We start from the raw sequence: 23878 nt of genomic DNA, 5'->3' as shown, positions 1-23878 counted from the left end.
AAACTTAAAAATGACTAATTTTAGAAAAAAAATAAAATTATGAGTTCAGTTTTTGATGTACAAAAAACAATAAGAGAAGTTCTTTTGAAAATCTTAGATAGTCATTCATTGGAGCAATTAAATAAAATTCCAGATGGTTTCACCAATAATATTATTTGGAATATTGGCCATTGCGTTTCTTCACAGCAGCTTTTGGTTTATAAATTATCTGGTCTTCCAACAATGGTTTCTGAAGAGTTCATTAATAAATACAGAAAAGGAACCAAACCAGAAGGAGATGTTTCTCAAGCTGAGGTTGATGAGATCAGAATTTTGCTTTCAACAACATTAGAAAAAACGAAGAATGATTTTGAAAGCGGTTTATTTGTTGATTATCATGAATACACTACAAGTATGGGATTTACACTTCGTCATATTCAAGGTGCTTTAGATTTTAATAATTATCATGAAGGACTTCATACTGGAGTTGTAATGGCGCTAAGAAAATTAGTTTAAAAAAAAATATCCCGCTTTAAGCGGGATATTTTTTTTATTCGATTATGGTTTCGATGGTAACCTTCATTGCTCCGGCACCTTTATTTTTTGTAATATCCATAAAAGCTCTTTTAGACAGATCAATTTCGCGGGTTTTTACAAAAGGTCCGCGATCTGTAATTTTTACAATAACGAATTTGCCATTGGCTTCATTGGTTACTTTAACTCTTGTTCCAAAAGGAAGTTTTTTGTGAGCTGCAGTATAACTGTTGTTGTTGAATCTACTTCCATTAGCGGTTCTTTTTCCGTTAAAACGATCTGCATAGTAGGAGGCATGAGCGTTTTTCTTGTATGGTCTCAGTTTTAAACCTTTGTCAGTAAAAACAGAATCCGGCAACGGAATAATAGCTGGTTTTACATTTTTAACAGTATCTTGAATGATTTTAGGTTCTGTTGTAGGTTTGGTTTGGCTTATGACATACGTAAAGCCGCTAATTAAGGTTAAAGCGATTGTGGCGAATAAAATGTTCTTTTTATTTCTCATGGGTTATTCTTTTTCAGACTTGGGGGGAGTTTGTACAAATAATATGCCGAGATAAAAAAAGCCCTGATAAAGGGCTTTTATTTGGTATTTTTTAGAACCAAAGGTTCCACGGAATTCTGCTTAAAATAAGCAATAATCCTAATGTATAAAAAATAGCAAAGGTTTTAAATTTAGCTTCGCTATTAACTAATTTTTTATGTTTAGACCATCCGATAGTAATTAGGATGATAGCAATAATGTTAATTAGAGGGTGCTCTAATGAAGTTAATCTTAATTCTGCATTAGACATTTGTCCGAAAGCGTCTTTTCCAAGAGGAGAGACAAAATATAAGATTAAACCAATCAATAATTGAGTGTGTGTTCCAATTAAAGCAAATAAAGCGATTTTACGATCTTTAGCTGTAAACTCTTTTTTTGAAGTTACTCCAATGATGGCATTAACCACTGCAACAACTAAAAGAAGTAATGCTAAGTATGCCCAGCCAGAGTGGAATTTTTGTAGAAAATTATACATAAACTGTGTTTTTTGTTCAAAACAAATATAACAAAAAAGGCTATAAAAAAACGGCATTAAACTTAAAAGTCAATGCCGTTTTCATTATTTATTTAGATTCTAAATTTTAGAAATCGTAACGTAGTGCGAAGTTCCAAGTTCTACCAAAACCAAAGTATACTTGGTTTGTAGTAGCAATACCTTTGTATGTTGGAACCGTAGGAACATCAGCAGCAAAAATATTTGTTTTTGCTTCAGCAATGTAAGTGTAATCAAAAACGTTGTTTACGTTTAATCTGAAACCTACAGAGTTGCTTTTGTTTCTACCTACTAACAATTTGTATGATAAACCAGCATCAGCAGTACCGTAAGATGGTAATTGTAATGCACCTCTGTTATCTTCTTTAGTAAAGTTTCCTGGAGAGATAGCAGCATACAATTTGTCAACATAGTTGTAGTTTGCATCTACAGTAAAACGAGGTAAGATTTCATAAGTTGCTCCTAAAGCAGCAGTTGTTTGAGCAGCATCACCAACTCTTACACCGTCAAGGAATAATGTTGAACCAGTTCCAATTTGATTGTTAGCTGAATCGTAACGGTTACTTGTACTTGTTCCTTCATATTTCCAATCTCCAAGAGATAGCATACCTGTAATAGTAAGTTTGTCAAGAACTTTAGCAGTACCATCAATCTCAATACCTGAGTGGATTTCTGTAATTCCAGCGAAATCAAAGTAACCACCTGGATTATCAGCAGCACCATCATTAGATCTTTGGTATCTGTCTTTCCAAGAAGTTCTGTATAAGTTAACATTTGCAGTAAATTTACTTGTACGTAAACCATATCCAGCTTCAACAGCAAAGATTTTTTCGTTTGTTAAGTTACCAGCTACAATTGAACTGTTGTTTGGGTAAACTGCATTAAAGAATGGTTGTTTTGAGTAGTATCCTGAGTTAACAAAAACATTATGGTGCTCGTTGATGTTGTAGTTAACACCACCTTTTACGTTACCACCTAAGATGTTTTCGTAATCTGTACTTGCTAATGGAGTTCCAGCTGCATATTTGAAATAGTCAACTCTTTTGAATCCTTGTTGAGAAAGTGCACCTTGAACGAATGCAGTAAATTTATCAGAAGTATACTCTAATTGAGTAAATCCTCCGTACCATCTTACGTCACCGTCATTGTTGAAGTTGATTTTTTCTTCTTTGTCAGTGCTTTTGAATACATTCCAAGCTGGGTATGTAGAATATGTACCGTATAAAACTCTATTTGGGTTGTTCACATCAAAATTGTCAGCGAATGCATCTGCTCCTAGAAGGTTGTTTACGTTTTGGTAGTGAAGACCTTTGTATCCTCTTACATCAACTCCTAAATCCCAAGTTAAATTTTCTGTGAATTTTTTGTTGAAGTTAACAATTGCTCCATACCAGTTGTGAGAGTTAACAGATGAAATTTGAGAAATACCATTTGTAGTATTGTTTCCAGTAAGTGAAGTATTTTGGTATTGACCAGTCGTACCTGTTGTTGTACGAGTAGAAGCAGCTCCATTGATCATTACCGTTTCACCTGAATTATAAGCTACGATTTTGTCATAATCAACTAAACCATCTGCTGTTCTAAATGCAGCGTTAGCATAATTTAATCCTTTAATAAATCCAGTTCCTCTAGATCCTCCTCCACGTCCGAAAGAAGCGTAAGCAACAGCAGATAATTTAGATGTTTCATTAATTTGGAAATCATAGTTTAATGAAGTAACAGGTTTGTGGTAGTAGTTTCTTACCATGTTGAAAGCCTGACCATCTTTGTATCCCCAATCAGAGTTATATCTAATGTTTGGATCAGATACTGAACCATATTGTTGATACTGTGCTATAGTGATGAATGTAGATCTTTGATCGTGCCATTGTGGAGCACCAGTAACTGTAAATTGGAAATCGTGTTTGTTATTTTTTGTAGTATAACCAAGAGCCACATAGTAGTTATCTCCGTTAAATTGAGTTCCATCTACATATCCATCACCTTGAGTGTGGCTGTATAATACAGAAGCAGAGAATCCGCTATCTAATTTTCCTGTGTTGTAAGCAACGTTAGATTTGAAGAAATTATCGTTACCAAAAGAAGTACCAACTGTACCACCTTGTTTTAAATCTGAAGCTTTAGTTACGTAGTTCATAGTACCTCCAACAGAAGCAATAGCTAATTTAGAAGAACCTAAACCTCTTTGTACTTGAATGAAAGAAGTAACATCAGATAAACCTGCCCAGTTACTCCAGTAAACAGCACCATTTTCCATGTCGTTAACTGGCATACCGTTAACCATTACCGCAACGTTGTTTTGGCTAAATCCACGAATTGTGATTCTAGAATCTCCAAATCCACCACCAGATTTAGTTACGTAAACAGATGGAGTGCTTTTTAACATTTCAGGAAGTTCTTGGTTTCCTAATTTTGCCTGTATTTCAGAAGCTTTAATTGTTGATACTGCAACAGGAGTTTTTCTGTCTTTTGCAATATCTACTGTGCTACTTTTAACTACGATCTCGCTCAATTCGTTAGAATTTGAAGCTAAAGTGATAGTTCCTAAGTTTGTAGTTGCACCATTTGCTACTGTAAATTTTACAGTTTGGTTGTCATAACCTAAAAAAGAGATTACAATCTCTCCTGTACTTGATGGTGATGTAAGTGTAAATTTACCATCAAAATCTGTTGAAGTTGCTATAGTAGATCCTTTGATCACTACATTTGCTCCTGGTAACCCGCCTGTTCCGTCGGTAATTTTACCAGTAACTTTTCCTTGAGAAAATACGGTCGAAACTATCATAAAAAATAGTCCAGTCAGTAACCAATTTTTCATTTTCTTCATTTTGTTATTGAGTTTATTGTTTTTGGCAAAATTATAACAAATAACTCAGATAATGTTATCGAAATGTTAAGAAAAAACAGTTTTGTCTTTTGTGCTGCGTATTAAAATGAATTTTTCTTTTTTCATTAAAAAAAATATTGTTTTCTTGAATTTATGTGTAGCTTTTTTGTTAAAAATGTAATTATTCTAGTAGTGCTGTAAGTGTGAATAGGCAAATTGGCGGATAATTCTGCTTTTTGTCGGTCTTTTATGTAAAAAACGTCCTAATTTTACTAAAAATTAGGACGTTTCAAAAGTTAGAGAATATTAAAAAAAGTATTCTATTTATTTTTTAAGAAATGATTTAACAAAAATGAAGTTGAACTATCGTGATTCTTAACGGTCTTAGAATTGATCTCGTCTAAGATAGAATTTGCCAATTGTTTACCTAACTCAACTCCCCATTGGTCAAAACTGAAAATGTTCCAAAGAACTCCTTGAACAAAAATTTTATGTTCATATAATGCAATTAAAGAACCTAAACTTTTTGGTGTAAGTTTTTGAATCAAAATAGTATTCGTTGGTTTGTTTCCGGTGAAAACTTTAAAAGGCAATAAATAAGAAGCTTTTTCAGCTTCTAATCCTTGCTTGTCAAATTCTGCCTGAACTTGTGCTTCTGTTTTTCCGTTCATTAAAGCTTCGGTCTGAGCAAAAAAGTTAGACATTAATTTATTATGATGATCTTCGTTTTCGTAAAGTGGTTTTACGAATCCGATGAAGTCTGTTGGGATTCTTTTTGTTCCTTGGTGAATTAATTGGAAGAAAGCGTGTTGGGAATTTGTTCCTGGTTCTCCCCAGATAATCGTTCCTGTTTGGTAATTAACAGGTTTTCCGTCACGGCCAACACTTTTTCCGTTACTTTCCATAAAAGCTTGCTGTAAATACGGAGCTAATTTTGATAAATATTGCGTGTACGGAATCAAAGCTTCGCTTTCGGCACCATAAAAATTATTGTACCAAACACTTAACAAAGCTAAAATAACTGGAATGTTTTCATCAAATTCTGCTGATTTGAAATGCTCATCCATTTCATTAGCTCCTTTCAGTAAGTCATTGTAATTGTCAAAACCAACTGCCAATGCAATGCTCAAACCAACAGCGCTCCAAAGAGAAAATCTTCCTCCAACCCAGTCCCACATTGGGAAAACGTTACTTGGATTAATTCCGAATTCTGTTACTTTTTGAATGTTTGTAGAAACTGCTACGAAATGTTTAGCGATATCTTCTTGAGAAGCCGATTTTAAAAACCATTCTTTAATTGTCTCAGAATTTGAAAGTGTTTCTTGAGTAGTAAAAGTTTTAGAAACAATTACAAAAAGTGTTGTTTCTGGATTTAGTTTTTTGATGATTTCGTTTACGTGGTCACCGTCAACATTCGAAACGAAATGAGTGTTTAAGTGATTTTTGTAAAACTGTAAAGCTTCAACAGCCATAACAGGACCAAGGTCAGAACCACCAATTCCGATATTTACAACATCTGTAAAAGTTTTTCCAGTATATCCTTTTCTTTGTCCAGAAATTACTTCTTGTGTAAAGTTTTTGATTTTATTTTTTACTTCAAATACTTCAGGAATTACATTTTCTCTGTCAACTTTAATAACGGCCGATTCTGGAGCACGTAATGCTGTGTGTAAAACTGCACGGTTTTCGGTTTGGTTGATTAATTCTCCGCCAAAATATTGTGCAATTGCATCTTTCAATCCGATTGAGTTTGCTAATTCTAATAAAAGAGAAACCGTTTCCTGACTAATATTATTTTTTGAGTAATCTACTAAAAAATCATTCCATTGCAAGTTGAATTTTTCAGCACGTGCACTATCTTGTTGAAACAATTCTTGTATTGTGGTTTCGTGAATTGCGTTATAGTGGTTCTGTAGATTTTTCCACGCTTCAGTCCCAGTTGGGTTTGTTGTGTTTAAAGCCATTTTTATCTATAATTGAGTTTGTTTTCTGAAACACAAAAATACTGAAATAACTTTTAAAAGGGGAGCGGTTTGCGATTATATAACAATAAGTTACGAAAACGTTTTATGAGTTTACTTTTGAATATTTGAAGTTATGATTATCGTGCCATCATTTTCTTTTTCATTGTAAATGATACGACTGCTGTTTTTGTTTAAGAAGTCTAAAGTGATAATATCGAGCTTTTTTAGTGGCAATAAGATAGTGTTTTGTTTTTTGTTGTATTTAAATGAAGTTCCGTTAATTACAACCAAAGGCGATTCTCCAATTAAATCTTTTTCGAAGGATGTGCTAACTAGTCTCTGAACAAAATATCTGCTTTCTTCTTTTTCATTTAAAACAAAAACCTTTGGATTGGAACACCCAATAGCGAATAGAGATAAAAGTATTAGAGAGGAGTTTTGCATGAATAAGGTTTAAGAAATGCTTTGGTGAAATACTTTTACCAAAAGCGCCACCAAGGTTTTTTATTGATTTCAATAACTTTTTTTGTTACATCGACATCAATTCTTTTTGGAGTTTCTGTTTTAATTTTAGAATCATCAAAAAATAATTGACCGTTTTCATCCATTCCAAGCGGAAATTTGATTCTTTCTTTCCAGTTCTCAGTTTGTAATTCTGGAATTAAGTCAAGATCAATTTTTTCGCGAAAGCGTTTTTGAGCTTTTTCGATAATTTCTTCTTCTAAGTTTGAAGATGAATTTTTGAAAAGTGAAATCGAATTGTCTGGAATATTCAGAAGAAAAATTTGTGTTTTATCACCGATTTTCTGAATGTCCAACACTTTGAAATAAGCAATCGAGTCTAAAAGATAATGTCCAATTTTTGCCGAATCAGGATTAAATTTTGACAAATCTTTGGCATGCGCACTGGCAATCAAATATCTCAGATTTCCTGAAATTCCTCCACCAATCGAACTCATATCAGTAAAACCTTTTTCTTGGATGATCTGCCCGACTTTATAATTTAAAATTAAATTTTCAGGAAGATTTGTATCTCTGTAAAATAATTTTAAACCAGAAAAAGTTTCATGATACATGGTTTTGAGGCGTTCATTTTTCATGATTTTCGATTCAAAAAGATTATTTACAAATTACCAATACTGTCCAATTCTCTTTTTAGAGGCTCAATCTGTGTCATAAAGCGAGTTCTGTCATTCCCAGTCAAAGATTCTCCTGTTGGAAGATTCAATCGAAGCGCATCTACTTGTACGCCATTTTTCCAGAAACGATAGCAAACGTGTGGACCAGAAGCTAAACCTGTACTTCCAACTAAACCAATTGTCTGTCCTTGCGTAACGCGTTGTCCGCGACGAACTAGGATTTTAGACATATGTAAATATTGAGTAGAGTAGGTTCCATTATGTTTTACTTTTACAAAGTTTCCGTTTCCTGCAGTATATCCGGTAGCTTCTACAACTCCTGATGCGGTGGTTGAAATTGGCGTTCCAGTTGGAGCTGCATAATCGGTTCCTTTATGTGCTTTCCAAGTATGCTGTACAGGATGGTATCTGTTCATGGTGAATCTTGAAGTGATCCGGCTGAATTTAATTGGCGTTTTTAGGAAGAAGTTTTTAAGTGTTTTTCCCTCATCGTCATAATATTCAATCTTTCCAGAAGTAGTATCTCTTTCAAAAGGAAAAGCATAAATTATTTTTCCTTTATATTCAAAAAATGCAGCTTCAAGATCTTCAACGCCATCATAGGTTTTTCCGTTAATGAATCGCTCTGTGAAAATTAATCCGTAGCGATCGCCTTTTTTTAGTTTGAAGAAGTCAATAGACCAAGAAAATACTTTTGTAATTCTGCTAGCCAAAGCGGTTTCAACACTTTCATTTCCTAAAGTTTCAGAAAGAGAGCTTTTTAAAACGCCACCAATCATTTTTCGTTTTAAAGTAACTGGTTTTGTTTTTTTATATGCTTTTGCAATGCTATCTCGTAAATCGACAACATAATAACTTAAGGCATCTGGCTGATAAATAAAAACTTGAAGATTATTGGTTTTGTTTTTAGAACGAAGTAAAGTGAAAGGTTTTCCGTAACGAATGTTTCTGACATTGAAAGAATCTTTTACCTGTTCTACAATTTCATTTACTTTTTTGTCTCCAATGTTTTGGCTTTGCATAATTGAGCCAAAAGAATCTCCTTTTGAAATAGTGTCATTAACAACATTAAAGTCTGCGTAATTAAAACCGAATTCTATTTTTTTGGTTGCTGGTTTAGTAATTTTTGCTTCTACTTTTTCTTCTTCTTTTTTACATGAAAAAATAGAAAACAAGACAATTAAAATTACGACTGCTTTTTTCAAACTTTATAAATTTTTTGTGGTGAAATTAAACTTCGGTTTCATTTCCCCAATTGGACAATTCTTCTTCGGTCCACAATTTAGGAAAAAAGATGCGTCTTTGGTATTTTGGGTGCATATATTTTTGCCAGTCGCTTCCGCCTGTAGCTTCTCCATTGCCTTTTCCGCTTTCTAAGATGTATTTTCTTGCAGTGTTAAGATGCTGCATTACCCAAGTAATGTTTACCGTTTTGTCGTAATGGCGCATCGCTGCAATTAGTTCTGGATTTTGCTGATCTTCAATTGGTAATTGGATGAATTTTTGCCAAAGGTTTTTTGTTTTGAAAGAAGCCATTTGTCTCAAAAACTGTTCTTTGTATTTCTTTTCAAATTCATTCAACAAATATGATTTTTCGCCAGTGTGATAATCTTTTCCGGCTGCTTGCCAATAAAGGTGTTCAAAGCTGGTTTCCAAATCGGTATTTTCATCAAAGTTTGCTTTGTATCTGCGGTCTGTCAAATTGATAACGTCTGTCGAAGCAAATTCGATCATTCTGTATTGTGCACTTTGGAATCCGCTTGCAGGAGTGAGCGTGTTTCTAAATTTCATGTATTGATCTACTTCCATTCCGTTTTCCATAATGCTGAACGAATTGGTAAGCATATCAAAGTATCTTGTAATTCTTGATAATCTTTCGCTGAAAAAATCAACCTGAATGTTTTCCGTTTCGGCAATCTGATCAATTTCCCACAATATCATTTTAAAAATTAATTCATTTACCTGATGGTACATGATAAAAACCATTTCGTCAGGAAGTGTGGTGCGTTGTATTTGTAAATTTAATAGAGCGTCTGTTTGAATGTAATCCCAATAAGTAATTGGTTTGGCCCAAAGCAATCCTTCTAACTGAACATCAGTTTTTTGATTTATGGCTTGAAATTTAAGGTCAATTTCTTTTAAAATTGCTTCAGAATGATCTGTAGGGTTCATTATTTTTTTGCTTTAAGTGGACTTTTCAGTCCTTTATATTCATCGAGATCGGCTTTAAGAGATCCTACGGCCAAATCTGCTTTAATTCTAATCGGAACTTTGTTTACGTCGTCTGTTATCCAGAGTGTTAAGCTCTCTTTTTCTTTAAATACTCTTCCAGTCTGTACTGACGGTTTGAAGACCATTGTAGAAACGGTTCCAAATTTAGTCGTAATATCTTGACGACCTATATATTTTAACTTAAATTTTGTGATTTCATCATCAAAAAACATGTCGATTGTAATGGATTCGCCTGATTTAAGTTTGTCAATGTTGGGATGGTTTCTCAGGTAATAAAATGCAGAAACAATATCTTGAACGCTTTCTGTAACAACGATTGTTTTTTCAGATTTACGCTTATAGTCTTTTACTAAAACTCTATTTTCATTTTGATTGAAAAAACCTTCTTGATTTTTGGTGTAACCCCCTTCATCAATTTTTCTAACATATCGGTATGGTTTTCCTGTTTCTTTGTCAAAATAACTTTCATACAAATCTTCTACTTTGAAGAAAAATTTTGACATTCCAGTTGTGTAACCTTTTCCAACAGAGTGGTATACCTTTTTATTATTGATTGTGGCATCTTTAACTTCAAGAGTGGCGTATCCAGCATTTACAATTCCATAATGTATTCTAAATTTAAAATATTCTCCAGTATCGAAAGCGTCTTCTTTTTGAGGCGCGAAAGACAGTATTGTTAGTGATAATATAGTGAGGATGAGCTTTTTCATAGTACATTCTTTACGTTTTATTATAAAGGTAGACAAATGCAAATTCTATTCCAAATGTACCAAAACAAAAAAACTCAGTCAAAGATGACTGAGTTTTTATGCTATTAACTAACCAAAAAACTATAAATTATGAAATTTATATCAATTCGGAAGGAAACCACCCCTTCCTGATTTGCGAGTGCAAAGATAGATAGAAAGTTCAGATTTCAAATAGCCAAAGTCAAGTTTAACATAACATTTGCAAAAAAAGCATCGTTTTTTAGAGAAATCCGCGTTTAAATGCAAAAAAAATGCGTTTTTACAAAGTTCCTCTCAATTCTTGTTCTCTCTCAATTGACTCAAACAGAGCTTTAAAGTTACCTGCACCAAATCCTTTTGCACCCATTCTCTGGATAATTTCGAAGAAAAGTGTAGGTCTGTCTTGAACTGGCTTGGTAAAAATCTGTAATAAGTAACCATCTTCATCGGCATCAACCATGATCGCCAATTTTTCGATTTCATTTAAATCTTCTTTCATCATATCCATATGAACACCTAATCTTTCTGGGATTGCTTCATAATAAGTATGAGGAGGGGCCGATAAAAACTCAACGCCGCGTGCTCTCAGTTGTGATACTGTTTTGATGATATCGTCTGTAGCAATGGCAATGTGCTGAATTCCAGGTCCACCGTAGAAATCTAAATACTCTTCAATTTGAGATTTTTTCTTTCCTTCTGCTGGTTCGTTGATTGGGAATTTAATTCTCCCATTTCCGTTTGACATAACTTTACTCATCAATGCAGAATATTCTGTGGTGATTTGTTTGTCGTCAAAAGATAAGAAATTCACAAATCCCATAACTTCTTCGTAGAATTTTACCCAAGTATTCATTTCATTCCAACCTACATTTCCCACCATGTGGTCGATGTATTTTAATCCTGTTGGTTCTGGATTAAAGTCAGATTTCCATTCTCTATAACCAGGAAGGAAAACTCCGTTGTAATTTTTTCTTTCAACGAAAATGTGAACGGTTTCTCCGTAAGTGTAAATTCCAGAACGTACCACTTGACCAAATTCATCTTCTTCTACTGTTGGTTCCATGAAAGAGCGAGCACCACGTTTCATAGTTTCTTCGTAAGATTTTGTTGCATCTTCAACCCAAAGGGCAGCAACTTTTACTCCGTCACCATGTTTTTTCAAATGTTCGTTAATTGGAGAATCCGCTGTTAATGGCGTTGTTAAAACAATTCTGATTTTGTCTTGTTTTAAAACATAAGATGCTCTGTCTCTTACTCCAGTTTCTAATCCGGCGTAAGCCAATGACTGGTATCCAAATGCAGATTTATAATAATGTGCCGCTTGTTTTGCATTCCCTACATAAAACTCTACATAATCTGTTCCTAATAATGGAAGGAAATCTTGCGCTCCTTCAAATATTTTCTCTAATCCGTATTCTACTGATTTTACTTCTTTGCTCATTTTGTTTATTTGTTTAATCGGTTAATCGTTTAATTGATCGAAAACCGAAGTGTTACTGTTGTGTTTGATTTTTTTTACCGCAAAGAGCGCAAAGATTTTTTTGATTTAGATTTTATAAAATCGCTAAGAACGCAAAGCTTTGCGAACTTGGTTTGGTAAAACTTACTTAGAATCTTTGTGAACTTTGCGAAAAATCCTTTGCGAACTTTGCGGTTAAACTCGATTAGTTACTCCGTCCAAGATTTGTAATATTTCCCGTCATCTAATCCCATAGCTTCTTCAGTAACCATTAACGGACGGAAAGTATCCACCATAACGGCTAATTCTTGAGTTTCTTTGTGACCAATACTGCGTTCCATTGCGCCAGGCGCTGGACCGTGTGGAATTCCTTTTGGGTGTAAAGTGATATGACCTTGCTCAATATTATTACGGCTCATAAAATCACCATCAACATAATATAGGACTTCGTCAGAATCTATATTGCTATGATTGTATGGTGCTGGAATCGCTTTTGGGTGATAATCGTAAAGTCTAGGGCAGAATGAACAAACAACGAAAGCTGCTGTTTCAAAAGTTTGATGTACTGGTGGCGGTTGGTGAACACGTCCCGTTATAGGCTCGAAATTGTGAATTGAAAATCCGTATGGGAAATTGTAGCCGTCCCAGCCTACAACGTCAAACGGATGTGTGGCATAAACCACTTCGTGAATCATTCCTTCTTTTTTGATTTTAATTAAAAAATCACCTTTTTCGTCATGTGTTTCCAATTCGCTTGGCAGAATAAAATCACGCTCGCAAAATGGAGAATGTTCTAAATGCTGGCCAGATTGGTTTTTATAACGTTTGGGAGTATAAAAAGGAGAATAAGATTCTACGTAAAATAATCGGTTATCTTCTGTTTCGAATTCGATTTGATAAATAATGCCGCGTGGAATAATTAAATAATCACCATATTCAAACGGAATATTTCCTAACATGGTTCTTAATTTTCCTTTCCCTCTGTGGATGAAAAGCATTTCATCAGCGTCGGCATTTTTGTAGAAATAATTTCGAAGTGATTCTTTTGGCGCAGCCAAACCTATGATGCAGTCTTTATTGACCAACATAGCTTTTCGGCTGTCTAGAAAATCATTCTCAGGTTTCAATTCAAAACCTTTAAAAAGAAGTGATTTTATATTTTTTCCGATTGCAATTTTAGGTTCAACCGAATAAGAGTTTAAAATTTCTTTAACCTGTGTTGGTCTGTGTACGTGATATGATAGCGACGAATGTCCATGAAAACCTTCGGTTCCAAACAATTGTTCGTAATAAAAACCTCCATTTGGCTTTTCGAATTGGGTGTGTCGCTTTTGAGGAAAATCCCCAAGTTTATGATATAGTGGCATGGCTTTTTCAATTAGATAATTAGTAAAATTAGATAATTCGAAAATTTGAATTGCAGAGATAAACAACCAGTTCAATTTTTGATATTGACTGATTATTTCAATTCGATAGAGCCATTACTCAGGATTTCTCTTGATGAGGAATTGAAGATACTCTAATAAACCTGTCCAATTTGTTTTCATTATAACAAATGTCGTAATTTTTTCGGAGTAAAAATAAAAATTATATTATTTATAACTATAAAATAACTTAATTTTTTTGATTTAAATTTTATGATGTAAAAAAATAGGCAGAATTTATTGAAGTATTCTCGATTATAGTACTAAAATTGAAAACCGATACTAAACCACGTAAAGCTTTTTGACATTTCTGGAGACCAAGATTGTTTTACTTCAATTGGTCCAATTATGGTTTCTAAACCATAACCAATTGCGTATCCCGTATATTTTGGCATAGAAACCCAATCAACAGAAGAGAAAATATCATCTCCTAAGTTGGCAAAATTAGCTGATACATTGATATGGTTTTTTTTGAAGATTTCATAATCAATATTGATATCAGATTTAATGTAACTATTGCCGGCAATACTTAGAAAATCATATCCGTAGAAATAATTGAAGTTATTTATTTTGTTGTAGCCATACCCTCCCAAAATAAAATCAAAAAACGGAACACTGTCGCTACCAATATTAAATCCAGCATCGGCTCCGAATTTTATGGTTGCTTTTCTGAATAACGGTCTCACAATTGAAACCTCGGCTTTTGCAATGGAAAAAGGTTTAAATTGTTTGGTATAATCCGATGATGCCATATAGGTCTGCACATCTGTCGAAAAATATAATCCAGAGCTTGGGTAATATTTTTCATCTAACGAATCGTATTTTAAATAAGCAAAAGCGCTAAAATAATTGCTTTTCTCAATTATGTTATCTTCATTGGCAAGCGTAGGCGAATTGATTTTTAGATATTTATATTCTAAACCACCGCCCATTAAAAATTTCTGCACAAAAATAGTCTGAAAATAAGCCTGATTGCTTATGTCCATAAAGTCAACATTAATGAGATTGACATTTGGTGTTTCTTTCAGAACGCCACTTAAACTGGTAGTTACATTTCGGTTAAATTGATTCAATCTAGAACGGAAACCAAAACTGATGTTAAAGCCATTTTCGACATAATAGTTAAAATCATATCTGAAATTATCACCAAGAATGATATCCAGAGAAGTAACATCATTTTTTAAGAAAGTCTTTTTATGAGTAAGATTTAATAAAACAGCACTTTTGTAAAGTCCATCATAATGAAGTCCAAGTTTTAGATACGTCTGAGTTGGATTTTCTCTTAAAACCAAATCCAAATTGTCTTTGTCGCCATTTGGCTGAAGGCAATAGGAGATTGTGCTAAAGTTTTGTGTAGCATTTAAGTTGTTAATTCCAGCTTTAAGACCGTCGTAAGTTATAGTGCTTCCTGGCTTGAAACGAAGTTTGCCGCGAATATATTCTTTGGTATAATTTTCTAATTTATCAGTATTTATGTCTTGAATATGAAGCGTATCTGTTGCAACTTTTAATTTTGGTTTTTTATAAAAGTTGTTTTCGTCTGTCAATGTTTTGAGTTTTTCATAAACCGCAAAAGCCGCTTCTTCTCCTTTTCTGATAATTTCTTCTCCTCGGTCAAATGAAATAACACCAAAATCGCGAATATCAGGTTTGATGTAAACATCGGTGTCTTTTACCTTACTTTTCATTTTTTCGATGGATTGCAGATTGGTAATCTGAACCAAAATTCTCGTGGCATTTTTCAGGTTTTTTCTTTTCAGCAAATCGTCCTGAACGTCGACACCAATAATAATATCTGCACCAAGATTGCGAACTTCTTGTATAGGGTAATTGTTTACAACACCGCCATCAACAAGAAGATTTCCGTCAATTTCTACTGGAGTAAATAAAGAAGGAAAAGCAGCGCTTGCCATCATAGCCTGAACAAGATTTCCTTTGTTTAATAAAACTTCTTCGCCTGTTTCAATATTAGTTCCTATACATAGAAAGGGAGTAGGCAGTTTGTTGAAATCACGAACGTGGCGTACGTTTCTAGTTAGACTACTCAATAAATTATAATTGTACATTCCTTTTGAAAGAGCTTCAGGAATGCCGATTCTGAAATTACTAAATGGCAAAACAACGGCATATAATTCGTCATTCTTTTTGCCATAAAAGTTTTTGGATGAACGTGGAATGTAATCGTTAATTAATTCGTCAAAATTGGTTTTTTTAAAAATCGAATCAATCTGTGAAGCGTTGTAACCAGAAGCATAAAGTCCGCCGATTACAGAACCCATACTGGTTCCGCCAATATAATCAATTTTGATTCCGGCTTCTTCCAAAACTTTTAAAACTCCGATATGAGCAAAACCTTTGGCTCCGCCGCCGCTTAAAACCAAGCCAATTTTGGGTCTTTTAACACTGTCTTTTTTAATTTCCTGTGAAAAAGCTTCTTGCGAAAACAAAAATAACAGCAATACAACAAATGAGAATGCGCGCGAGGAAACTCCTTTGAACCAATTTTTTGAAATGTACAGTTGGAATGAACGCATAAAAACTCTAGTTGGTTTTGTAAAAGTCGACAATTTTTTTGGCTTTAGAAACACCTACAACGGCTGAAATTTCTTTTTCTGTAGCTAATTTCAATCTTTTAACACTTTTGAAATGTTGTATTAATGTAGTCATGGTTTTTTCACCGATTCCTGGAATACTTTCAACAGAAGAATTAAGGGCCGATTTGCTTCTTTTGTCTCTATGAAATGTAATCCCGAATCTATGCGCCTCATTTCTTAAATGCTGAATAACTTTTAATGTTTCTGATTTTTTGTCCAAATATAACGGAATTGAATCGCCAGGATAGAAAAGTTCTTCCAGACGTTTTGCGATTCCGATAATGGCTACTTTTCCGCGTAAGCCTAAATCGTCAATACTTTTTAATGCTGCTGAAAGCTGGCCTTTTCCACCGTCAATTATTATCAATTGTGGCAAAGGTTCGTTTTCTTCTAATACTCTTTTGTAGCGGCGATACACTATTTCGGTCATAGAAGCAAAGTCGTTTGGCCCTTCAACGGTTTTGACATTAAAATGGCGATAATCTTTTTTGCTCGGTTTTCCGTCTTTAAAAACGACGCAAGCCGCAACTGGATTTGTTCCCTGAATATTCGAGTTATCAAAACATTCTATATGTCTTGGTTCAGACGGAAGACGCAAATCTTTCTGCATCTGCGCCATAATTCGGTTTACGTGACGATCTGGATCTACAATCTGCAATTGTTTTAATTGTTCGATGCGATAGAATTTGGCATTTCGAATCGACAAATCCAGAATCTGTTTTTTATCCCCAAGTTGTGGAACAGTTGTCTTGATATTTTCGCCTAAATCCAATTCAAAAGGAACAATAATTTCTTTGGATAATAATTGAAAACGCTCACGAAGTTCTACAATTGCCAATTCCAGTAATTCTTCATCGCTTTCATCGAGTTTTTTCTTCATCTCTAAAGTGTGCGAACGAATAATAGAACCATGCGAAATCTGAAGGAAATTGACATAAGCGGCACTTTCGTCAGAAACAATCGAGAAAACATCGATATTGGTGATCTTCGGATTTATAATAGTAGATCTGGATTGATAATTTTCCAAAACTTCAATCTTTTCTTTAATTTTCTGCGCTTCTTCAAACTGCAAGTTCTGCGCATAGTTGTTCATCAGTTTCTTGAAATCTTTTAAACTTTCTTTGAAGTTTCCTTTCAGGATTTCTCGAATCGCATTGACTTGTTTTTGGTATTCTTCCAAAGGTTCCAAACCTTCGCAAGGGCCTTTGCAATTGCCAATGTGATATTCTAAACAAACTTTAAATTTTCCAGAATTAATATTCGATTCGCTCAAATCGTAGTTGCAAGTTCTAAGCGGATACAATTCTTTGATTAAATCTAAAATCGTATGTACAGTTTTGAAATTAGTGTATGGGCCAAAATATTCAGAGCCGTCTTTAACCATTCTTCGAGTAGAAAATATTCTAGAAAATGGTTCTTTTTTGATGCAAATCCACGGATACGTTTTATCATCTCGTAATAAAACGTTGTATCTCGGCTGAAGCGTTTTAATTAAATTGTTTTCTAATAAAAGCGCATCGGTTTCCGTTGGAACTACGATATGTTTTATAGTCACGATTTTTTTTACCAATACGTTCGTTTTGGCAGTATCGTGAATTTTATTGAAATAGGAGGAAACCCTTTTTTTTAAATTTTTAGCTTTTCCGACATACAAGATTTTCCCGTCTTTATCATAATATTGATATACGCCCGGATTATCAGGCAAGGTTAAAATTTGAAGATCTAAGGACGGTTTTTGCATTCTATTCTGTTTCTGAAGATGTTCGAAAAGCTTTTCAAAAACCATTCCGATTTCTGAAACAAGCTTAACATTGAATTAGTTTCAAATTTACAAAATCAAAAGAATAATTTCTATATTTAGATTTTATAATTCACATGAAAAATAGTGCTCCATTGGTCATTTTTGGCGAATCGATTTTGCCAGGAGAACATAGAACCATAAATGTCGAAATTGCTCGGCTTCATACTACAACTAAGTTGAATATTCCTGTAATTGTGCGCCGTTCTAAACATGAAGGCCCAACAATATTGTTTTCTGCAGGAATACATGGTGACGAAATTAACGGTGTCGAAATTGTTCGTCAGATCATTAGTAAAAAAATAAACAGACCGGCTTGCGGTACAATAATCTGTATTCCGGTAATCAATATGTACGGTTTTGTCAACAAATCAAGAGAATTTCCAGACGGGCGTGACTTGAATCGTGTTTTTCCCGGAAGTAAAAAAGGTTCGCTTGCCAGCCGATTTGCCTATCATATTGTCGAAGAGATTTTACCGATTTTAGATTATGCGGTCGATTTCCATGCGGGCGGAGCAAGCCGTTTTAATGCGCCGCAGATTAGAATTACCGAAAATAATCCTGAACTGAAGGTTCTAGCTGATATTTTTAATGCGCCATTTACGCTGTATTCTAAAAATATAAATGGCTCTTTTAGGAAAACTTCTGAGAGTGCCAATGTAAAAATGCTGCTTTTTGAAGGCGGAAAATCACTAGACATCAATAACGAAATTGCAAACCAAGGCGTATTAGGAACCAAACGTTTGCTTCACTATTTAGGAATGTTGGATTCTAAACAAATTATGGAGCCCGCATTAACTCCTTCAATTTATATTAAACAATCGGTTTGGTTACGTGCAAAATGTTCTGGACTACTTCATGATTTTAATTTGGTTGGAAAATTTGTAACCAAAGGAACTATCTTAGCCATTATTACAGATCCGTTTGGGAAGTTTGAGCAAAAAGTAAAAGCACCGCATGATGGTTATGTAATCAATGCCAATCATTCGCCAATTGTTTATGAGGGCGATGCCATTTATCATTTATCTAAAACCCCAGACGATAATGCCGACGAGTAAAAAAGAACTTCGCATAGAATATAAAAATCTTCGTAAAGCACTTTCTTTTGATGAAATAGAAGAGAAGAGCCTTGCAATTGCCAATCAATTAATTCAAATGCCGATCTGGAATAAAACGTATTATCATGTTTTTCTTCCGATTGAAGAGCATAAAGAAGTAAATACCGAATATATTCTGCACTTGCTTTCTGGAAAAGACAAAGAAGTCTTGATTTCGAAAAGTGATTTTGAAACCAGAAAAATGACACATTTTCTTTTAACAGATAATACTAAAATCAAAAAGAACGAATACAATATTCCTGAACCCATTGACGGAATTGAAGTTCCATCTTCAAAAGTTGAAGTTGTTTTTGTGCCACTTTTGGCTTTTGATGTTTATGGAAACCGAATTGGTTATGGAAAGGGTTTTTACGATAAATTTCTTGCCGAATGCAAAACCGAAACCATAAAAATTGGACTTTCTTTTTTTGAATCGGTAAACCAAATTGATGACGTTTTTGAATCGGATATTAAATTGGATTATTGCGTTACGCCAGAGAAAATTTATATATTTTAATTTCACCACGGGACGTTCAAAATTTAATGCCACAGATTAAAATGATTCCAAAAGATTAATCCTTTTTAATCCTTTAATCTGTGGCAAAAAAATCTTCACATTCAAAAAAATATTCCACACGAAATCCCTTTAAAAACAAGGGTTTCTCATTTTATTTTCACGTAAGAAAAATATTTGTAAAAAATTTGGCACGATTTTGATACTCGAAAAATTGCAAATAATCGCCTCTAGTAAATCCGGAATGCTAGTCCTTATTTGAAGCCTATAACCTTTTATTAATTTTTTAAAACTTACTTTATGAGAAATCTTAATTTCTTTATGATGGCATTCCTTGTACTTACTATTTTCGGCTGTAAGAAAGCTGATTATGAGACTGTGGAAACCGCAGATTCTACTGCAGTTGCAGCTACGACCGATTTAATTGAAGAGGAAAATTATATTCCTGAAACCAATACAGAAAGTTATGCGGCATTAGAAGAAAATCCGTTTGAATCTCCGCTGAAAGAACCACTTTCTACTTTTTCTATCGATGTTGATAACGCATCGTATACTAATATCCGCAGATTTATTAACGAAGGGCAGAAAGTTCCAAAAGATGCTGTTCGTGTTGAAGAAATGATCAACTTTTTTAAATACAAATATCCGCAGCCAGATGGTCAGCATCCGTTTTCTATAAATACAGAATACAGCGATTGTCCGTGGAATAAAAACAGTCGACTGCTAAAGATTGGTTTGCAGGGAAAAGATGTTCCAATGGCAAATTTACCAGCAACTAATTTAGTTTTTCTAGTGGATGTTTCGGGTTCGATGGATGAACCAAATAAACTGCCTTTGCTGAAAGAATCTATGAAAATTTTGGTGAAAGAACTTCGAAGTATCGATAAAGTTTCAATTGTCGTTTATGCAGGATCTGCGGGAGTAGTTTTAGAGCCAACTTCTGGTGATAATAAAGATGAAATTATGGATGCTTTTGACGATTTGCACGCAGGTGGAAGCACGGCAGGAGGAGAAGGAATCGAATTGGCGTATAAACTCGCACAACAGAATTTTATTAAAGAAGGTAATAATAGAGTAGTGATAGCCACTGATGGAGATTTTAATGTTGGTGCTTCTTCTGATGATGATATGCTGAAATTGATTGAACAGAAAAGAGAATCTGGAGTTTTCTTAACCGTTTTAGGATTTGGGATGGGGAATTACAAAGACAGTAAAATGGAAATCTTGGCCGACAAAGGAAATGGAAATTATGCTTATATCGATAACATTCAGGAAGCGAATCGTTTTCTTGGAAAAGAATTTAAAGGTTCTATGTTTGCTATCGCAAAAGATGTAAAAATCCAAATTGAGTTTAATCCAAATCATGTTCAAGCATACCGATTGATTGGTTATGAAAACCGAAAACTGAATGCAGAAGATTTTAAAAATGATAAAATTGATGCGGGCGAATTAGGTAGCGGACATTCGGTTACGGCTTTGTATGAAATAGTTCCAGTTGGTGTAGAGAGTGATTATGTCCCTTCAGATTTAAAATATACTAAAACGCCAAAAGTAGCTGAAAACCATAACGATGAATTGGCTACAGTAAAATTTAGATATAAAAAACCTGATGGCAACAAAAGCATTGAAATCGTAAATATAATTGCAGATAAGAAAACAGACTTGGAAAACAGTTCTGCAGATTTCAAATTTACAACTGCCGTTTCTTGGTTCGGATTAAAACTCAGAGATTCCAAATATATTGCCAGCAGTTCAAGTTCGGATATTAAAAGATTGGCAAAATCTGGTTTATCAAATGACGAAGATGGCTATAGATCTGAGTTTGTACGATTGGTCGATGCGGTGAATTAATTTAAAATTCGAAAAAAGAAAAATTCCAAACTCCAACTTAAAATTGGAATTTGGGATTTTTATATTTAAATATTTTAAAACTTTATTTTACTTCTTTAATAGTTGAAGAATCTATCCAGCCTTGAGTTCCGTCTGTCAATTCGATTTTTTTCCAGCCTGCAATACTTTCTAACACATAAACTTTTGCTCCTTCATGCAATAGGATAATACCATTTGAAGATTTTTGAGGTTCGCGTCGAACTTGGCTTAACTCAGAAAATACAATAGCAACACGATCGTTTTCAAAATGACTTTTTTCAGACATTCCAGCCAAAATGCTTAACGCAAATGCAACGAGAATAATAAACATTCCAACAAAATAAATTCTTTTTGCGAGTGTGGCATTTGAAAAGTAATACCCAATAAAACTCAATAAAAATACAAAGCCAAGCGCAACAGAAATCTTAGCCCAAGTATTATAATCAAAAATAGAAGTAAAGTTCTGGATCAGTTTTGCAAAACCTACTTTAGGAACTTCTTTGATTTCATCGATAGTCAGTTTTTTGGCAAATTTTAGATTGTTTAAAGTCTCTGGATCGTTTGGTTTAAGAACCAAAGCTTTCTCATAATTATAAATCGAAGGCGCAACCTGATTTAGTTTGTAATAACAATTTCCTAAATTGAAATACAATTCGGCAGATTGCAGTTTATCTTCTTTTATAATGTTCTCATAAACCTGTGCCGCTTCTTTATATTGCCCTTTTTGGTACAAAGCATTAGCCGATTCAAAGTGACCCTGCGCAAAGAAAACCTGCGAGATGAATAAAAAGAGATATAGTATGTTTTTCATCTTATTTTGTTTAAACCTAACAGGTTTTTAAAACCTGTTAGGTTTGTTTTATTACGTTTAAACAATCTGTTTTTCTAATTCAGAAATAATCATAACGGCCTTATCATAATCCTGCTGAATCGAAGCGCTCGATGCTGGTGCATAACGTGCAAATTCGCAGTTTTCAGTCAAAGCAATAAAATTCTGAACCGTTTCTGCATTTGCATTTCTAGACAATAGCAATTCTCTAATATTGTCTTTGCTCATTTCTGAAGTTTCGATATGCAATTTTGCCTTCAAGAAATTGTGCATTGCTTTTTCTAATGCGATATAGAAAGGCTCTTTATTGTTAAGATGTTTCTTGGCTTGTGATAAATATTTCTTAGCAAGCTTATTGTTCATTCTAATTCTGTTTCCAGTAACATCATTATCCATAGCTTCTTTTTTCTTTCTAGCTAAAATGATAATCGGAATAATGATAAATGGAGCAAACAATAATCCTAAATACAGATTTGAGTCATAAAAATCTTTTTTCTCAATCGGAATTAATGCTGTTTTAGATTTAATGTTCTTGAATTCATCTGCTTTGGCCACAACATTTTTAGCTGTCGCTCCTGTATTTGCTTCTGCAGGTGTTGGTCCGTCCAAAACATCAATCATAATTTCTTTTGAAGTTATGGTTTTATAAGTGCCAGTACTCAAATCAAAATACGAAAACTGCATTGGTTTTATTGCATATTTTCCCCTGTATTGAGGTACAATCGTGTATTTGTCTGTAATTCTTCCAGACATTCCATTCAACGAAGTAGTTACTTGCTCATCATGAACAGGATCGTACATCTCTAATGCGTTTGGAACAACTGGTTTTGGAAGAGTAAATAACTTCATGTTTCCAGTTCCCTGAGCGCTTACGATTAAGTCTAAACCTTCGCCATTTTTAAGTGTTGTTTTTGATGGAGTAACAGTAAAATTAAATTTTCCAACAGCACCAGTAAATCCTTCTGGTTTGCTGCTTTCAGGAAGTGGCCTTACATTAATTGTTTTTGCTCCAGCAGAAACTACTTTATTGTCTTCTGTAATGATCATTTGACCAAACATATCACGGCGATTTGTTGGCAATTGTACACCAATATCTAGAGAAAGAGGCTCGATAGTAAGCCTTCCTGATTTCTGCGGATATAAAATCACTTTTTTCAAGATTACATAATAAGCTTGCTGCCCTTGATAAGATCCTTGTTGTACAGAAAGTTGTTTGATATCAATGTTCTGATTCCAGAAATCATTGTATTTCGGTTTTGCCAGTTCTTTAAAACCGGTAACGCCAATATTATTAAAATACAATTTATAAACGACTGTAATCGGTTCGTTTAGGTAAGGATTTGTTTTTGAGATTTCGGCAACTAGATTGAGCAATTCATTTCCAGATCCTTGTGGTCTATCATTTGGATCTCTTTCCTGAGCAACTGCATTGGTTACAGTAACTTTTATTGGATTTGTTTTGTAAATCTGACCATTAAATTCTATTGCAGCCTGTTTGATTGTAATTGATCCTTTTCGCTCAGGCTGTATGATATAAGAATATATTTTTTGAAAAGAGCTTCGGCCATTAATCCAAGACTGGCTAATCTGCTGGCTTGGTCCCGCAACCATTTTAAATCCATCAAAAGAAGGCTGTTCGAAATTATCTCCGTCAACATTCATAATGAAATCAATGCGAAGTCTTTCGTTTAGTCCAAGTGTGTTCTTGCTGACTCTGGCTTCAAATTGCACCTGAGCCATCAATCCTTGAAAAGTGAGTAGAAATAGAATTAAATATCTTTTCATTCCTTGTTTTAGTCGTTGTTTATTTAGCTGTTAAACTGTTTAACCGTTAATCGTTTAACTGTATATCTG

The 23878-nt window shown here is 34.0% G+C and carries 19 protein-coding genes; 4 read left to right on the top strand and 15 right to left on the bottom strand.

Translation table 11 applies throughout. The features are described 5' to 3' along the window. Positions 1-39 precede the first annotated feature (39 nt). A complete protein-coding gene (locus FF52_RS10780) occupies positions 40-495 on the top strand; it encodes a DinB family protein (protein WP_008465366.1) in 456 nt (151 codons plus the stop codon). A 34-nt stretch (positions 496-529) separates the two neighbouring features. On the opposite strand, the gene FF52_RS10775 is transcribed toward FF52_RS10780, so the two are convergent. The 13 genes from FF52_RS10775 to uvrC all read right to left on the bottom strand — a co-directional run bounded on the left by FF52_RS10775 (position 530) and on the right by uvrC (position 17658). Next, on the bottom strand, positions 530-1018 hold the full coding sequence (locus FF52_RS10775) for a septal ring lytic transglycosylase RlpA family protein (protein ID WP_008465365.1): 489 nt from the start codon (positions 1016-1018) through the stop codon (positions 530-532). A 91-nt stretch (positions 1019-1109) separates the two neighbouring features. Further along, positions 1110-1532, bottom strand: coding sequence for a hypothetical protein (locus FF52_RS10770; RefSeq protein WP_008465362.1), 423 nt, complete (start codon positions 1530-1532; stop codon positions 1110-1112). A 106-nt stretch (positions 1533-1638) separates the two neighbouring features. Further along, the gene (locus tag FF52_RS10765; RefSeq protein WP_008465361.1) at positions 1639-4377 is read right to left on the bottom strand and encodes a TonB-dependent receptor; all 2739 of its coding nucleotides are present in this window, start codon (positions 4375-4377) and stop codon (positions 1639-1641) included. Between the two features lie 320 nt (positions 4378-4697). Then, the gene (gene pgi / locus FF52_RS10760; RefSeq protein WP_008465359.1) at positions 4698-6341 is read right to left on the bottom strand and encodes a glucose-6-phosphate isomerase; all 1644 of its coding nucleotides are present in this window, start codon (positions 6339-6341) and stop codon (positions 4698-4700) included. A gap of 111 nt (positions 6342-6452) precedes the next feature. Beyond that, the gene (locus tag FF52_RS10755; RefSeq protein WP_008465358.1) at positions 6453-6785 is read right to left on the bottom strand and encodes a hypothetical protein; all 333 of its coding nucleotides are present in this window, start codon (positions 6783-6785) and stop codon (positions 6453-6455) included. 35 nt (positions 6786-6820) lie between these two features. Beyond that, on the bottom strand, positions 6821-7441 hold the full coding sequence (locus FF52_RS10750; protein ID WP_008465357.1) for a hypothetical protein: 621 nt from the start codon (positions 7439-7441) through the stop codon (positions 6821-6823). A 23-nt stretch (positions 7442-7464) separates the two neighbouring features. Continuing rightward, a complete protein-coding gene (locus FF52_RS10745) occupies positions 7465-8685 on the bottom strand; it encodes a peptidoglycan DD-metalloendopeptidase family protein (RefSeq protein WP_008465356.1) in 1221 nt (406 codons plus the stop codon). Between the two features lie 25 nt (positions 8686-8710). Continuing rightward, a complete protein-coding gene (locus FF52_RS10740) occupies positions 8711-9652 on the bottom strand; it encodes a tryptophan 2,3-dioxygenase family protein (RefSeq protein ID WP_008465355.1) in 942 nt (313 codons plus the stop codon). Then, positions 9652-10422 carry a DUF3108 domain-containing protein gene (locus FF52_RS10735; RefSeq protein WP_008465354.1) on the bottom strand — a complete coding sequence of 257 codons (771 nt, stop codon included), beginning with the start codon at positions 10420-10422 and terminating at the stop codon, positions 9652-9654. Before FF52_RS10735 ends, FF52_RS10740 begins: the two co-directional genes overlap by 1 nt. Positions 10423-10720: 298 nt before the next feature. Beyond that, a complete protein-coding gene (gene hppD, locus FF52_RS10730) occupies positions 10721-11881 on the bottom strand; it encodes a 4-hydroxyphenylpyruvate dioxygenase (RefSeq protein WP_008465353.1) in 1161 nt (386 codons plus the stop codon). Between the two features lie 227 nt (positions 11882-12108). After that, complete coding sequence (locus FF52_RS10725; protein WP_008465352.1) at positions 12109-13266, bottom strand: homogentisate 1,2-dioxygenase; 1158 nt, start codon at positions 13264-13266, stop codon at positions 12109-12111. 320 nt (positions 13267-13586) lie between these two features. Further along, on the bottom strand, positions 13587-15857 hold the full coding sequence (locus tag FF52_RS10720) for a patatin-like phospholipase family protein (protein WP_008465351.1): 2271 nt from the start codon (positions 15855-15857) through the stop codon (positions 13587-13589). 7 nt (positions 15858-15864) lie between these two features. Continuing rightward, positions 15865-17658 carry an excinuclease ABC subunit UvrC gene (gene uvrC / locus FF52_RS10715; protein ID WP_008465350.1) on the bottom strand — a complete coding sequence of 598 codons (1794 nt, stop codon included), beginning with the start codon at positions 17656-17658 and terminating at the stop codon, positions 15865-15867. A 134-nt stretch (positions 17659-17792) separates the two neighbouring features. Between uvrC and FF52_RS10710 the strand changes: the two genes are divergently transcribed. The 3 genes from FF52_RS10710 (at position 17793) to FF52_RS10700 (ending at position 21177) form a co-directional block, all read left to right on the top strand. Continuing rightward, positions 17793-18773 (top strand): succinylglutamate desuccinylase/aspartoacylase family protein, encoded by a 981-nt coding sequence (locus FF52_RS10710; RefSeq protein ID WP_008465348.1) that lies wholly within the window; start codon positions 17793-17795, stop codon positions 18771-18773. Next, positions 18760-19329: a 5-formyltetrahydrofolate cyclo-ligase gene (locus FF52_RS10705; protein WP_008465346.1), complete on the top strand. Its 570-nt coding sequence runs from the start codon at positions 18760-18762 to the stop codon at positions 19327-19329. Before FF52_RS10710 ends, FF52_RS10705 begins: the two co-directional genes overlap by 14 nt. Positions 19330-19626: 297 nt before the next feature. Further along, positions 19627-21177 (top strand): vWA domain-containing protein, encoded by a 1551-nt coding sequence (locus FF52_RS10700; protein WP_008465344.1) that lies wholly within the window; start codon positions 19627-19629, stop codon positions 21175-21177. Positions 21178-21259: 82 nt separating this feature from the next. On the opposite strand, the gene FF52_RS10695 is transcribed toward FF52_RS10700, so the two are convergent. Continuing rightward, positions 21260-22006: a tetratricopeptide repeat protein gene (locus FF52_RS10695; RefSeq protein WP_008465342.1), complete on the bottom strand. Its 747-nt coding sequence runs from the start codon at positions 22004-22006 to the stop codon at positions 21260-21262. 57 nt (positions 22007-22063) lie between these two features. Then, entirely contained in the window at positions 22064-23809 is a 1746-nt protein-coding gene (locus FF52_RS10690; protein ID WP_008465340.1) for a BatD family protein, read from the bottom strand. Positions 23810-23878: the final 69 nt, after the last annotated feature.

The organism is Flavobacterium sp. F52 (assembly GCF_000278705.1).
In the GTDB taxonomy this organism is placed as follows: domain Bacteria; phylum Bacteroidota; class Bacteroidia; order Flavobacteriales; family Flavobacteriaceae; genus Flavobacterium; species Flavobacterium anhuiense.
The sequence above is the reverse complement of the archived record's forward strand: the minus strand, read 5'-3'. Positions and strand labels throughout refer to the sequence as shown.

Coding starts and splice junctions, on each gene's coding strand:
- FF52_RS10780 (WP_008465366.1), top strand. CDS start 40: ATGAGTTCAGTTTTTGATGTACAAAAAACAATAAGAGAAGTTCTTTTG.
- FF52_RS10775 (WP_008465365.1), bottom strand. CDS start 1,018: ATGAGAAATAAAAAGAACATTTTATTCGCCACAATCGCTTTAACCTTA.
- FF52_RS10770 (WP_008465362.1), bottom strand. CDS start 1,532: ATGTATAATTTTCTACAAAAATTCCACTCTGGCTGGGCATACTTAGCA.
- FF52_RS10765 (WP_008465361.1), bottom strand. CDS start 4,377: ATGAAGAAAATGAAAAATTGGTTACTGACTGGACTATTTTTTATGATA.
- pgi (WP_008465359.1), bottom strand. CDS start 6,341: ATGGCTTTAAACACAACAAACCCAACTGGGACTGAAGCGTGGAAAAAT.
- FF52_RS10755 (WP_008465358.1), bottom strand. CDS start 6,785: ATGCAAAACTCCTCTCTAATACTTTTATCTCTATTCGCTATTGGGTGT.
- FF52_RS10750 (WP_008465357.1), bottom strand. CDS start 7,441: ATGAAAAATGAACGCCTCAAAACCATGTATCATGAAACTTTTTCTGGT.
- FF52_RS10740 (WP_008465355.1), bottom strand. CDS start 9,652: ATGAACCCTACAGATCATTCTGAAGCAATTTTAAAAGAAATTGACCTT.
- FF52_RS10735 (WP_008465354.1), bottom strand. CDS start 10,422: ATGAAAAAGCTCATCCTCACTATATTATCACTAACAATACTGTCTTTC.
- hppD (WP_008465353.1), bottom strand. CDS start 11,881: ATGAGCAAAGAAGTAAAATCAGTAGAATACGGATTAGAGAAAATATTT.
- FF52_RS10725 (WP_008465352.1), bottom strand. CDS start 13,266: ATGCCACTATATCATAAACTTGGGGATTTTCCTCAAAAGCGACACACC.
- FF52_RS10720 (WP_008465351.1), bottom strand. CDS start 15,857: ATGCGTTCATTCCAACTGTACATTTCAAAAAATTGGTTCAAAGGAGTT.
- uvrC (WP_008465350.1), bottom strand. CDS start 17,658: ATGCAAAAACCGTCCTTAGATCTTCAAATTTTAACCTTGCCTGATAAT.
- FF52_RS10710 (WP_008465348.1), top strand. CDS start 17,793: ATGAAAAATAGTGCTCCATTGGTCATTTTTGGCGAATCGATTTTGCCA.
- FF52_RS10705 (WP_008465346.1), top strand. CDS start 18,760: ATGCCGACGAGTAAAAAAGAACTTCGCATAGAATATAAAAATCTTCGT.
- FF52_RS10700 (WP_008465344.1), top strand. CDS start 19,627: ATGAGAAATCTTAATTTCTTTATGATGGCATTCCTTGTACTTACTATT.
- FF52_RS10695 (WP_008465342.1), bottom strand. CDS start 22,006: ATGAAAAACATACTATATCTCTTTTTATTCATCTCGCAGGTTTTCTTT.
- FF52_RS10690 (WP_008465340.1), bottom strand. CDS start 23,809: ATGAAAAGATATTTAATTCTATTTCTACTCACTTTTCAAGGATTGATG.